This is a genomic window from Pseudidiomarina taiwanensis (assembly GCF_003987435.1).
GTDB classification, from domain to species: domain Bacteria; phylum Pseudomonadota; class Gammaproteobacteria; order Enterobacterales; family Alteromonadaceae; genus Pseudidiomarina; species Pseudidiomarina taiwanensis.
In genome coordinates this window covers 282,401-294,763 of the sequence record NZ_PIQG01000001.1, presented here as the reverse complement: position 1 = coordinate 294,763, position 12,363 = coordinate 282,401, and the positions used below count along the sequence as shown (strand labels likewise).

The 12,363-nt window shown below is 49.9% G+C and carries 16 protein-coding genes; 9 read left to right on the top strand and 7 right to left on the bottom strand.

Annotation, left to right across the window (positions count from 1 at the left end):
• Window positions 1-6: 6 nt before the first annotated feature.
• Window positions 7-1,074, bottom strand: a complete 1,068-nt coding sequence (locus tag CWI83_RS01415; protein ID WP_126824703.1) for an alpha/beta hydrolase — start codon at window positions 1,072-1,074, stop codon at window positions 7-9.
• A gap of 157 nt (window positions 1,075-1,231) precedes the next feature.
• Between CWI83_RS01415 and xthA the strand changes: the two genes are divergently transcribed.
• A complete protein-coding gene (gene xthA / locus CWI83_RS01410; protein ID WP_126824700.1) occupies window positions 1,232-2,041 on the top strand; it encodes an exodeoxyribonuclease III in 810 nt (269 codons plus the stop codon).
• Window positions 2,042-2,056: 15 nt separating this feature from the next.
• Here the strand turns inward: xthA and yfbV are convergent, their stop codons facing one another.
• A complete protein-coding gene (gene yfbV, locus CWI83_RS01405) occupies window positions 2,057-2,464 on the bottom strand; it encodes a terminus macrodomain insulation protein YfbV (RefSeq protein WP_126824697.1) in 408 nt (135 codons plus the stop codon).
• Window positions 2,465-2,655: 191 nt separating this feature from the next.
• Here yfbV and CWI83_RS01400 point away from each other — a divergent pair, with 191 nt between their 5' ends.
• From CWI83_RS01400 to CWI83_RS01385, 4 genes are read left to right on the top strand one after another with little or no spacing between them, the layout of a single operon-like run.
• Window positions 2,656-3,009, top strand: coding sequence for an arsenate reductase (locus CWI83_RS01400; RefSeq protein WP_126824694.1), 354 nt, complete (start codon window positions 2,656-2,658; stop codon window positions 3,007-3,009).
• Window positions 3,006-4,139, top strand: coding sequence for a succinyl-diaminopimelate desuccinylase (dapE, locus tag CWI83_RS01395; protein ID WP_126824691.1), 1,134 nt, complete (start codon window positions 3,006-3,008; stop codon window positions 4,137-4,139). The genes CWI83_RS01400 and dapE overlap by 4 nt, the downstream gene beginning before the upstream one ends.
• On the top strand, window positions 4,133-4,852 hold the full coding sequence (locus CWI83_RS01390; protein WP_126824688.1) for a M15 family metallopeptidase: 720 nt from the start codon (window positions 4,133-4,135) through the stop codon (window positions 4,850-4,852). The genes dapE and CWI83_RS01390 overlap by 7 nt, the downstream gene beginning before the upstream one ends.
• Window positions 4,840-5,007, top strand: a complete 168-nt coding sequence (locus CWI83_RS01385) for a DUF2897 family protein (RefSeq protein WP_126824685.1) — start codon at window positions 4,840-4,842, stop codon at window positions 5,005-5,007. The genes CWI83_RS01390 and CWI83_RS01385 overlap by 13 nt, the downstream gene beginning before the upstream one ends.
• Here the strand turns inward: CWI83_RS01385 and purC are convergent.
• The 3 genes from purC to dapA are packed head-to-tail and all read right to left on the bottom strand — an operon-like array spanning window position 5,004 to window position 7,700.
• Window positions 5,004-5,717, bottom strand: coding sequence for a phosphoribosylaminoimidazolesuccinocarboxamide synthase (gene purC, locus CWI83_RS01380; protein ID WP_126824682.1), 714 nt, complete (start codon window positions 5,715-5,717; stop codon window positions 5,004-5,006). The two genes, CWI83_RS01385 and purC, sit on opposite strands and share 4 nt — an antisense overlap.
• 29 nt (window positions 5,718-5,746) lie before the next feature.
• Window positions 5,747-6,811: an outer membrane protein assembly factor BamC gene (gene bamC, locus CWI83_RS01375; RefSeq protein WP_126824679.1), complete on the bottom strand. Its 1,065-nt coding sequence runs from the start codon at window positions 6,809-6,811 to the stop codon at window positions 5,747-5,749.
• 13 nt (window positions 6,812-6,824) lie between these two features.
• Entirely contained in the window at window positions 6,825-7,700 is an 876-nt protein-coding gene (gene dapA, locus CWI83_RS01370; protein ID WP_126824677.1) for a 4-hydroxy-tetrahydrodipicolinate synthase, read from the bottom strand.
• A gap of 132 nt (window positions 7,701-7,832) precedes the next feature.
• On the opposite strand from dapA, the gene bcp reads away from it, so the two are divergent.
• Complete coding sequence (bcp, locus tag CWI83_RS01365; RefSeq protein ID WP_126824674.1) at window positions 7,833-8,303, top strand: thioredoxin-dependent thiol peroxidase; 471 nt, start codon at window positions 7,833-7,835, stop codon at window positions 8,301-8,303.
• Here the strand turns inward: bcp and CWI83_RS01360 are convergent.
• On the bottom strand, window positions 8,300-9,379 hold the full coding sequence (locus tag CWI83_RS01360) for an AI-2E family transporter (protein WP_126824671.1): 1,080 nt from the start codon (window positions 9,377-9,379) through the stop codon (window positions 8,300-8,302). The genes bcp and CWI83_RS01360 overlap by 4 nt on opposite strands.
• A 100-nt stretch (window positions 9,380-9,479) precedes the next feature.
• Here CWI83_RS01360 and bepA point away from each other — a divergent pair, with 100 nt between their 5' ends.
• A complete protein-coding gene (bepA, locus tag CWI83_RS01355; RefSeq protein WP_198677226.1) occupies window positions 9,480-10,922 on the top strand; it encodes a beta-barrel assembly-enhancing protease in 1,443 nt (480 codons plus the stop codon).
• On the opposite strand, the gene CWI83_RS01350 is transcribed toward bepA, so the two are convergent.
• Window positions 10,923-11,387, bottom strand: coding sequence for a TlpA family protein disulfide reductase (locus CWI83_RS01350; RefSeq protein ID WP_241969846.1), 465 nt, complete (start codon window positions 11,385-11,387; stop codon window positions 10,923-10,925).
• Between the two features lie 50 nt (window positions 11,388-11,437).
• On the opposite strand from CWI83_RS01350, the gene arsC reads away from it, so the two are divergent.
• Together arsC and wrbA are read left to right on the top strand one after the other, a co-directional pair.
• Window positions 11,438-11,788 carry an arsenate reductase (glutaredoxin) gene (gene arsC, locus CWI83_RS01345; protein ID WP_126824667.1) on the top strand — a complete coding sequence of 117 codons (351 nt, stop codon included), beginning with the start codon at window positions 11,438-11,440 and terminating at the stop codon, window positions 11,786-11,788.
• A gap of 1 nt (window position 11,789) precedes the next feature.
• On the top strand, window positions 11,790-12,356 hold the full coding sequence (gene wrbA, locus CWI83_RS01340) for an NAD(P)H:quinone oxidoreductase (RefSeq protein WP_126824664.1): 567 nt from the start codon (window positions 11,790-11,792) through the stop codon (window positions 12,354-12,356).
• Window positions 12,357-12,363 lie beyond the last annotated feature (7 nt).

Genomic DNA, 12,363 nt, shown 5'->3' with positions numbered 1-12,363 from the left:
TATCACTTATGTCCACAACTGAACTTTTTCACGAATTTTTCCTGACTCAATCCACTCATGTAACTGCTCGGCCAAACGCTGGCCCTGCTTAATCGAATGCGTCCAATACTGGATCCGCTCCGCGGCAGGAATATTCGCAAAATCTTTGCGGTCAGGAATTTTGCCGTACGGCAACGACTCTGTAAATTCGCGCGTTGGCGCCATAAAGATCACATTCGGCCAATGCTTACCTGTGGAGCGGCGCGATTTAATGTGCTTGTCGAACCAACCCGGCACAACTTCACGATGAAAATGTGGATACAGCACCAGATCATCGATGCCGGTTAAATCGAGATCAAAATGATAATCGGTAATTCCGCCATCGCGATACATCCCAGCTGGGGCACCGGCAATATCGCGAACGCCGTCGAGCACCATAGGAATCGAGCCGGTTGCCAGCAAAGCATCCTGAAAGTTATCGGTCGATAGCGGTACTTTGATGGTCGGTAAATCGCACCAACGCTCGGTGAAGGCGGCATCTGACTGCGGATGATGAAACACTACACGCTGGTAAAACTTACCAAGCCACTCACGCTTGAGCGTATTTGCCGCCGCCGAGGTTAAAAGTCCCAATGCTTGCAGCTTATTTTCCACAGCGGTCAGGCCCTGACAGCGGGCGACGATCATGTGGTGAAGAAATTTGCCTTGCTGAATAATTTGCTGCACCGCTGTATCGGGCACATATTCAGCCAATAACTTTTTTGCTTCGCGGGTAATTTCAGCGATATCTGGCTTGTCGCTGTAGGTTTGATGACTGTACAGCCGCGCAAATAAATCGCTAGCAGCAACAGGGTCAAGTTGCCCTAAACTGGCAAAACGCCAGCCGCCAGCTGAAGTGCCGAGTAACTTAATCGAACGCTCGGTGCGATGAAAGAAATCACCGAATAAAAACCGATCAAGCCCCTGTAACACGAACCACTTTGGCCCACCCGACGCGCCTAGCACTAACTCAATATCACTTGCATTAAAGCCTGATTCTTGAATCCGTTCGTATGCCTTGCGCCCGGCTTTGATTTGTAACCATTGTGTGCTCATGTACCGGCTCTCTTTCTTGTTATATCGGTTTTAAACCCCACGAGTATACTTAAATAATGCAAGGGGTTCACTAGTTGCATAGCCGGCCGTTGAACCTAGTGCGAGAAAAAGCGATACTGAGGGTCTCATTTCATTAATCTAGCCCTATATATTCGCTATGAAAGTTATTTCTTTTAATATCAATGGTATTCGAGCTCGCCTTCATCAATTGCAGGCTGTTATTGATAAGCATCAACCCGATGTGATTGGTTTGCAAGAGACTAAAGTGCATGATGAAGCCTTCCCCGTCGCTGATGTCGAGGCCATGGGCTATCACGTCATCTATAACGGGCAAAAAGCCCATTACGGCGTTGCGATGCTCAGTAAAAAGCCATTAGAGAACCCTCTTTTCGGTTTCCCAACAGATGCTGACGAAGCGCAGCGACGGATGATTATGGGGGACTACATTACCGACAATGGTAGCCGTGTGCGGATCCTTAATGGCTATTTTCCGCAAGGCGAAAGTCGCGACCACCCGCTGAAGTTCCCGGCAAAAGAAAAGTTTTATGCCGATTTAATGAGCTATCTTGAGCACTATCATCAACCCAGCGAGCAGCTGATTGTGATGGGTGACGTCAATATTTCGCATCAAGATTGTGATATCGGGATTGGTGAGCAAAACCGTAAACGTTGGTTAAAAACGGGCAAGTGTTCGTTTCTACCCGAAGAGCGTGAATGGCTGAATACCTTACTTGGCTGGGGGCTTGTGGATACCTATCGCCAATGTGTCCCCGAACCGACCGAGCATTACAGCTGGTTTGATTATCGCTCACGAGGCTTTGATGACAATCGCGGCCTGCGTATCGACTTAATTATGGCGACGCACTCACTTGCCGAAAAATGCCTCGATAGCGGCATTGATTATGAGCTACGAGGCATCGAAAAACCATCTGACCATGCTCCAGTTTGGAGCTCTTTCGCAATCTGATTTTAACCTCCTCGCTTAGTGTTGGTCCGGGGGTAACTGCTCAAGTGCCCGCCGGACCATTTTGATCAGGTCTAAATACGTGCCCTCGGGGCGCGGTCTTAACTCTAACTTTGCCGCCAACTCTCGATACCAATGGGCCAGATGAGGCGGTAATTTGGTTTGCGAGCGCTTGCCTAGCCAATACCAACCCTGTAGCGGTAACGACAACAAGAATAACGACGCCCCCCAGGCTAAAGGCTGTAACTGCGCGCTTTGCAGCTGCCATTGGACCAATAGGTTCAACACTGCGGCCGCTGGCATGACCTTTGCGGCAAAGGCAGTTGCAGGAACGACAGTAGCCTCGGTCATGGCCGCAACGACGGCATGTTTAGGCCAAATTGAGGCGTAATGCTGCCCCTTTTTTAATGTTGCGATAAACCCCATTTGGCGACCTTTTCAGCACAATGATTATGTTTCATACAGTGGTGTATTTTATTTATATTCAATAACTTATATAATTTGAAGCAGCTAACCCACAGAGTTATCCACATAAACTGTGGAGAATTCACATGGCTTTTGCCACAATGCAACGAGTACTTTAATTTACCACAAGCCGTCTTAAAGGAAGCAATCTCATGAGTCTTATCGCCACAATTTATGGCATCCCAAATTGTGATACGGTCCGCAAAGCTCGTAAATGGCTCGAAAATGAGGGAGTTGAACACGCATTTCATGATGTTCGTAGTAATCCCCTCCCCCTTGAAACCCTGCAACATTGGGCAGACCAAGTCGGTATCGATACGCTGGTGAACAAACGCAGCACCAGTTGGCGACAACTTGACCCAAAGCAGCAACAAGCCGATACAGCAGAGCTTATTCAGTTGTTACAGGACCATCCAACGCTAATGAAAAGACCGGTATTGGTGATTGCGCCAACTATTATTGTTGGCTTTAACGAAAACAACTGGCGAGAAGCAGTCAAGCGATGAAGCAGCACGAGGTTATCGCTCTCACTCAAGAACTGATCAAACGCCGCTCAGTTACTCCTGCTGATGAGGGGTGCCAAGAGCTTATCGGTGCGCGACTCGAAGCGCTTGGTTTTCAGCTTGAAACCATGGTTTTTGCCGACACCACTAATTTGTGGGCGCGCCGTGGCGACACGGCTCCGGTCTTTTGTTTTGCCGGGCACACCGATGTGGTGCCGCCTGGCAACGAGCGCAACTGGCAACATCCACCGTTTGCTGCGCATTTTGACGGAGAGTATATCCATGGTCGCGGCGCTGCCGATATGAAGGGTAGCTTGGCAGCTATGGTTTGTGCGACCGAACAATTTATTGCGAAACACCCTGATCATAAAGGTTCGATTGCGTTTTTAATCACTAGTGACGAAGAAGGTCCTTTCATCAATGGCACGCCAAAAGTGGTCGAAACCCTCGAGCAGCGCAATGAGAAAATTGATTACGCATTAGTTGGCGAACCTTCAAGTACTGCGGAATTGGGCGATGTGGTGAAGAATGGACGCCGAGGGAGCCTCAGCGGCTCGCTTACCGTGTTTGGGATTCAAGGGCACGTGGCCTACCCACACCTTGCACAAAACCCAATCCACTCGATCGCACCGGCGTTAAGTGCATTAGCTGAGGCCGAATGGGATCATGGCAATGCGTACTTTCCACCGACGACTTTTCAAATCAGCAATATTAATGCCGGTACCGGCGCGGGTAATGTGATCCCCGGCGAATGTCAGGTCGAGTTTAATTTCCGCTTCAGTACCGAAGTCACCGCGCAACAATTACAGCAGCGCACCGAGGCGATCCTTGATGCCCATCAATTGGATTATCAATTGAATTGGAAACTCAATGGTGAGCCATTTCTAACCGATTCGGGTGAGCTTCTGACGGCAACCGTTGACAGTCTTTATGCGATTCGAGGTACAGGTCCGCAGTTATCGACTGCAGGCGGTACCTCAGATGGTCGATTTATTGCCCCAACCGGTGCTCAAGTTATCGAATTAGGGCCTGTGAATGCGACCATTCACAAAGTGGATGAGTGCGTTAAAGCAGATGATTTAATCGTCCTCAGCGAAGTCTATGAAAACATTCTTGAGCGCCTGTTATGCTGAGTAACGATGCCCGCCTTGGATGCAGCGCCGAACATGTGCAGCAAGTCGCCGGTGAAGCCGAGGGCGTCATGCTCCAAGCTGAGGTGAGTGCCAGCTATGCCAGAATGCGCGCAGCGATTCAGGCCGATGGACTCGATATTGCGATTGCTTCTGGGTTTCGTGATTTTGCTCGGCAATTAGCGATTTGGCAGCAAAAATGTCAAGGCAAACGGCCGTTATATGATTCGCATGGGCAACGCGTTGACCCGAGCCAATTAAGCGTGGGGGAAAAGCTTGAATGCATTCTCACTTGGTCGGCATTACCGGGGCTAAGTCGCCATCATTGGGGCACTGACTTTGATGTTTACGACCCCACCGCCTACCGTAACAACCCGCAACTGCGACTAGAGTTGACGCCAAGCGAATACCAAGGCGACGGTCCAAGCGCCAAACTGGCGCTGTGGCTGCAACAACATGCCGAACAATTTGGCTTTTTCCTACCCTATCGCGAGTATCAAGGCGGTGTTGCCGCTGAACCTTGGCATTTAAGCCATCTGCAACGTGCCTCAGAGGAACTTAAAGCGTTTGACCTGACGGCCCTTAGAGCCCGACTAGCACAGGTTGAGATTGCCCATCAGGATTATATTTTAAATCAGCTCGAAGAGATTAAGGCGCGTTATGCGGACACGATTTGTCCGCCGCGACAACAAGGACATCAAGAATGGTTTGGTTAATGCTGGCGCTGGCCTTTGGGATTATTATCGGCAACATTATGCTGGTGAAACACACCGCCAATATGAAGATGCCGTCGCTTAAAGATCATGAACAAAAGAACGCCGACTCACCTGATTCAGATGAGTCGGACGACCATGATTGGGACCGAAATTAAAGCTCTACACCAAGTCGCGCAGCGACTTCTTCATACGCCTCAACGACGCCCCCTAACCCTTGACGGAAGCGGTCTTTATCGAGTTTTTTGCGCGTCTCAGCATCCCACAGGCGACAGCCATCTGGGCTGAACTCATCGCCAAGTACGATATTACCATCAGCGTCGACGCCAAACTCAAGTTTGAAGTCAACTAACAACATTCCGCCATCGGCAAAGAGTTGCTTGAGAATCGAGTTAATTTGCAGCGTCAGCGACTTCATCTCGGTGAGTTGCTCTGCCGTTGCCCAACCAAAAGCGACCGCGTGCGACTCGTTGATCATTGGGTCGTGTAACGCATCGTTTTTCAGAAACAGTTCAAAGGTAACCGGATCCAGCGCGGTGCCCTCTTCGACGCCAAGTCGGCGCACCAAGGAACCGGCAGCATAGTTACGCACGACACATTCGACCGGAATCATGTCGAGCTTTTTCACCACGGTTTCATTGTCGCTGAGCACTTCAACTAACTGGGTCCGAATGCCTTGTTGCTCGAGCTTCGCCATAATGAAGTTATTAAACTTATTATTGACCATGCCTTTGCGATCAAGCTGTTCGACTTTCTCACCATCGAACGCCGAGGTGTCGTTACGAAACTCCAACACCAATAAACCCGGGTCGTCGGTGGTGTACACAGTTTTGGCTTTACCACGATACAATTCGCTGCGTTTTTCCATGCGCTTCGATTCTCTTTAATAAGGTTAAGTTATAGACCACTTTGCTTGCGGATCTCCGCGGCGAATGGACCAAAAATTCGCGTCAGGTCATCGGCTGAGAGTGGCTTGTCATTATAATGCAAAGTCACTGTTGTTGTCGTCCGATCTCCCGTTACCCGGATCATATATTCACCATCTACGAGCGGCAATTTACCTTGTTGACGGTCGCGCCAGAAGGCCCAGTCGAAGCCAGAAGCTTCTTCGCTATAGGTGGTGAAATACTGGCCAGTTGATTGGTTTAAATCATCAATTTCAAAGCCAAGTTCAGGTAATACTTGTCCCATCAACGCCCATACGGTGGCAAAGCTACCGTCAATAACCAGCGCTGGGAAGCCTTCTTGGTTAAAGCCCGCTTGCACGTTTAGGCTGGTGTCGCGCGTAGTTAAGATATCCTCGTCGATTTGCGCAACGGCAACTTCAACAATCAGAGCATTTAAGAGAGCTGTTGCGGCATTACGCTGCCCCATTTCAGCATCATAGAGCGCAGAACCCGGCCCCTGTGACTGCGATTCGAGCACTTCGACCTTAACGGCGGTGGTGCGGCCATGGGATGCGGTATCCATCGACACTTTAAAGCGGCGTTGATTCACCACTTCAAGTTCATCTTCACCGACCAATGCCGTCTCGCTAACCCAACCTGTGACAAGTTCTTGTTCGGTCTGCTCCGAGACGATATCTATCCCCTGCTGGCTAACTCCGGCACGGACATTTTCCCATACGAATGGCGCCAGCGAATCCATATTCTCAAGCTCGTCAAAATAAACCCGAACTTGATCTTCTGTTTCTTCTACCCGGCTCCCCGCGGCCACAGCTCGTACTACAATGGGTGCACGAATATTGAGTTGGGCGCCAAGTGCGCCTGGAAAGTCGCCCTCTGGAACTTGATAGCGTTGACTTTGGGCATCAAATTCCAACCCAGGAGCTGCTTCAATCGGGTCTTTCAACTGCTGTTGAGCATAATCAAAATCTCCCGCGGCTTGTTCCGGTGGGGTAAAGCTACAAGCTCCTAGGGCAGTGCTAGCTGCCAGCACCAGGGCCATTTGTGAACGTTTCATTGCGACTCCGCAGTTAAATTAATCCGGCTGTTCTAAGTGTTTGTTCGATTTCTTGTTGTTGAGGAAGTTCAGGTGGGGTCATGGGTAAACGATAATTTGCATCAATTTTGCCCATCAGTGATAACGCCCACTTCACCGCAATCGGATTCGCCTCAACAAACATTGCCGCATGCAGCGGCGCGAGTTTGTCATTTAATTCAAGTGCTAATTCCGTCGCACCAGCACTTGCTGCAGCAACCATAGCTTTGAGTTGTGCGGGGACCACATTGGCGGTAACGCTGATGACACCCTGGCCGCCATTGAGAATAAAGTCACACGCGGTCGAATCATCCCCGCTCAGGAGAATAAAGTCATCCCCACATCGTTCGCGTAATTGCTGAATACGCTGGATATCACCCGTCGCTTCTTTGATCCCGACAATATTGTCGATTTGGGCTATTTCAGCGACATGTTCTGGCAATAAGTCAGTCCCAGTACGACACGGGACATTGTAGAGCAACTGGGGTTTATCACTGGCCGCCGCACAGGCTTCATAATGCAGCACCAAGCCACGCTGTGAAGGTTTGTTGTAGTACGGGTTAACGTTTAAAAAACCCGCCAATGGCAAATGGTCCATTTTTTCGGTCAGATGCACAGCTTCGGCGGTTGAATTGGACCCGTTGCCAGCTATCACCGCAATGCGACCTGCCGCGATTTCGGTAACGGCACTGACCACTGCAATATGCTCGTCATGCCGCATCATCGTCGCCTCACCCGTGGTTCCCATCGCAACAATTGCATCGGTCCCCGCCTCACAGTGCCAATCGACCAGTTGCTGTAAGCGACTGTAATCAATGTTGCCCCGTTCGGTAAACGGTGTCACTAGAGCGACAATACTGCCTTTTAGCATGCTTTCCCCCAACAAATTTGTAGTCCACAATGGTACTTTCACCGTATAGCAAACACAAGGGGGAGCCGTTATGATCCCGCATGAATTTGTGATTGATGACCATCTACTGACAGCAACTAAGGAGTCTTGTTCATGAAAATGTTGCAAGCCGGCGATAAAGCGCCACAATTTAGCCTTCTCGATGCCAACGAAAACACCTTAGAATTGGCAAATTTACTCAGCCAAGGTCGGGTCTTAGTGTATTTCTACCCGAAAGCAATGACCCCAGGTTGTACCGTACAAGCCCAGCAGTTGCGTGACCATCAGGCAGAGCTAGCTGCTCAACAAGTGAGTGTAGTCGGTATTAGTCCTGATGCCCCCAAACGCCTCGCCAAGTTTACTGAGCGCGATGCCCTCAATTTCACTTTATTAAGCGACGAAGACCACGCGATTGCCGACGCCTTTGGTGTATGGGGACCGAAGAAGTTTATGGGCCGCGAATTTGATGGCATTCACCGCATCAGCTTCTTGATCAATCAAGACGGCACCATCGCCCACGTTTTTGATCAATTCAAAACCAAAGATCACCACCAGGTGGTACTGGATTATCTGGCCGCAAACTAATCACTCGTTGGCTGAGATTGCGGTGGCTCGGGCGGTGTGGAAAGCGCTCGAATCACCGCTTTGATCAGACTCGCCAGCGGAATGGCGAAGAACACCCCCCAAAAACCCCACAAGCCACCAAAAATTAAAACCGCTGCGATAATATAGACAGGGTGAAGACTGACCGCCTCAGAGAATAATAACGGTACCAGCAAGTTCCCATCTAACGCTTGCACCACAAGATATGCCAACAATACGTAGGCAAACATGGCGCTCCAGCCAAATTGGAATAAGGCAACCAGGAACACTGGCAAGGTCACCACTGCCGCACCGATATATGGGATTAACACTGATAGCCCAACAAGAACGGCGAGTAAGGCGGCATAGCGCAATTCAAACGCGGTAAAGACTGCAAATGTCACCACCCCGACAATCAATACTTCAATCGCTTTGCCGCGGATGTAATTCATGATTTGAATGTGCATTTCACCGCTTACTTGCGAAATCAAGCGACGGTTATAAGGCAACACACTATTCACGTGAGCAAGCAATTGCTCTTTGTCTTTGAGCATGAAAAAGATCAGTAAGGGCACCACAATCAGATAAATCAAAATGGTCATGACCCCGACTAATTGATTCAGCGATTGTCCCAAAATCGTTTCACCAAACGCCAGTAAGCGCGCCGTGCTCACCTCAATAAAGTGATCTATTTGCCCGACATTCAGATAATTAGGAAAGAGTTCGGGTAAACGATAGAGCAATTGTTTCGCATTGCTCAGCATGGCGGGTAGTTCACCGGCTAAGGTCACGGACTGTTGCCAAATAACCGGCACTAAAAATAGCACTAGGGCCACCGCAAGCGCGATAAATAAACTGAATACAGTAATCACACTGGCAAACCGAGAAATGCCGGCACGTTGGAGCTTTTGAGTTGGCCACTCGAGCAGGTAGGCCAAAGCAATCGCCAACAAAATCGGCGCAAGAACTTGGCTAAATAGAATGATCAGTGCAAACGCTGTGACCAACAACAGGAACAAGGTCACCGCATCTGGATCGGAGAATTTTCGCTGATACCAGTTCTTGAGGTAGTCGAACATGCCTAGCCAACTCCAAATTATTGAGTATAGTGGGCTAATAATAAGGAACCTTTTGCGGTTAAGCTACTCATATCAGCAGATTAATAAACCTAGGCGTCGTATGCAGTTGCAAAAATTAATCAGTGCGTTGTTTGCACTTTTCTTTGCTTTCAGTTGTGCCCAAGCAGCCTCACAGCAAGATCGGTTGCCGGATATTGGCACTGCTGGTGGGGGTGCGCTCTCGGTCGAGCGGGAGCAAATCATGGGCGATTTATATATGCGCCAAATTCGCGCCACTGCTCCACTCGTCGCTGACCCAGTCTTAGCTGAATACTTGCGTGACCTTGGTTTACGCTTGGTGCGTGAGGCCGAGGGAATTCGTTTTCCATTTACTTTCTTCTGGGTAAATCAAAAAGACATTAACGCCTTTGCCTTTTTTGGTGGCCACGTCGGAATTAATACCGGCCTAATCGCGGAAACCCGCAACGAATCTGAATTAGCATCGGTGATAAGTCACGAGATTGTCCACGTCTCTCAACGCCACTTAGCCCGTCAGATTGAAACCTCACAAAACAACGGCGGATTGGCGCTCGCCGGCGTGCTCGGCGCGATCATTCTGGGAATGGTCAGCCCTGATTTAGGGATGGCGGCTTTAAGTGGCAGTATTGGAGGGATTCAACAGTCGCAATTGAACTACTCGCGAATGTTCGAGCAGGAAGCTGACCGAATTGGCATGGATATATTGGTCCGCTCAGGCTTCGACCCACAAGGTGCCCCTGCCTTCTTTGGCCGTTTAGCGGAAAAATATCGTTACTCCAGTAAATTGCCAGAAATGCTGCGAACTCACCCCTTAAGCGAAAACCGGATTGCCGATACTCGGCAGCGGGCAGATTTGCTGCCAAGCCCCATCAATCGTGATGAGCGTCGCTATTGGTTGGCAAAATACCGCGTGTATGCACGCCATTTACAATCGCACACTGAACAAACTTTCCGTCAGCAGTTGAGCGCCAATGACCCAGCCATAGTGGCAGCAGCCCGCTATGGTATTGCCATCGTCCAACTCGACCGTGGTGATGCAGAAGCGGCCGAACGTACGCTCGCACCTTTGCTTACGGCTGAGCCACGCAATCCATTTTTTATCGATGTACAAGCTGATATTTTGCTCAAACAACAGCGCTACAACGAAGCTTTGGCCATGCTGGAGCAAGCCTACCTGCGCTTACCGAATGAGCAAACCATTACCCTTAACTACGCCAATGTCGCGCTCGAAGCCGGACAGGCGCAACTCGCGGTCGACCTATTGCGGGCCTACCTGCAAAAAGAAAGTGACAATGTTCTGGCAATCGACTTACTAGCAAATGCCTATGCCAAATTAGGTAAAACGAGCGAGATGTACGAACAGCGGGCAGCACTTTATGCGCTGTATGGCAATTTCGATGAGGCCATCAACAATCTGCATAATGCCTACAAACAAAATGGCAGCGAGCTTGAGCAGCGCCGCTTACAGGCGCGGATTGACCAATTACTCGACAAGAAACGTCAACTCGCCGCCCTGCAGCGCTAATCATTCGACTTCAGTCACGGCCCGTAAGGTGGCTAAACTCTGTTCCCCGAGTAACGGCCCTTTCACTTCGCCTGTTGGGGTCACGATATAGGTCGCGGGTAACATTTCCGGACGTGGAAACGGGAGATACGGCGCCGGTTGATTTAGTATCAAAGGGAATTCGATCTGATGCCGTTGTTGCAGATCAGCCAAAGCAACATTATCTAAGCCATCGAAACTCACCCCAAACAAACTCACTTGGTCACCATGAAGGTGATGAAATTCGTTCAATTCAGGCAATTCGCGCAAACACGGTGCACACCATTCGGCAAAATAGTTTACCACGACATATTGCCCTTCTAGCGCTTCCCAGCGCTGTTCAGCGCCTTGGTTGGTGTGAAAATCAGGCGCTGGGGTACACCCCAAAATGAACAATAAACCGAGAGTTAGCGTAAATTTTGCTGGAATCATCAATCGACAAGGCATGTGCAATCCCTTAAGCTTTTATTATGTTGTATTGCTAGGATGTTTTGATTATGACTAAGGTTACCATATACCACAATCCGCGTTGCTCCAAGAGCCGTCAAACCTTGCAACTTCTTGAACAGCAAGGCGCAGAAATTGACGTGGTTGAATACCTCAAGCAGCCACTTAGCGCGGCAACTTTGCAGCAACTTATCAAAGCCCTCGGCTTTAGTAGTGCGCGCGAGTTAATGCGGACCAAAGAAGATATTTATAAAGAGCTTAAACTCGCTGACGTCAGCGACGAAGATGCCTTGCTTGAGGCCATGGTGGCGCACCCGAAATTAATCGAGCGCCCGATTGTGGTGGTGGGTGATAGCGCCCGACTCGGCCGTCCACCTGAACAAGTATTGGAGATTTTATAAGATGAGCACTCCGCGCATCGTGATTTTGTATTACAGCCGTGGTGGCAAAACTCAGCAATTGGCTGATGCGATTGCCAGTGGAGTCGAAAAAACTGGCGCGGAAGCCTTGCTACGAACCGTTCCAACTGACACAGATGCGGCCTGTAGTCGTGATTTAGCGATCGTCGAAGATGATCTCAACCAGTGTGACGCTCTGATCATTGGCAGCCCAACCCGCTTTGGTCATATGGCAAGCGGGTTACAACGCTTTTTTGAGCAACACTCGAGTGCCTGGCTCAAGGGCGTGTTGGTAGATAAACCGGGTGCGGTGTTTACCTCAAGCTCAAGCATGCATGGCGGCCAAGAAACCACCTTACTGTCGATGGCGGTGCCGCTACTTCATCACGGCATGTTGTTAGTTGGCCTACCCTACACTGAGCCGGGTTTACAGCAAACCGACGCCGGCGGCAGTCCATACGGAGCCAGCCATGTTGAGCATGCCGCCGGGGCCCGTATTACGGCTATCGAAAAACAACTTGCTAGCGCCCTCGGTGAACGGGTCGCACGCGCTGCCGCACGATTAAAATAGGAGACGA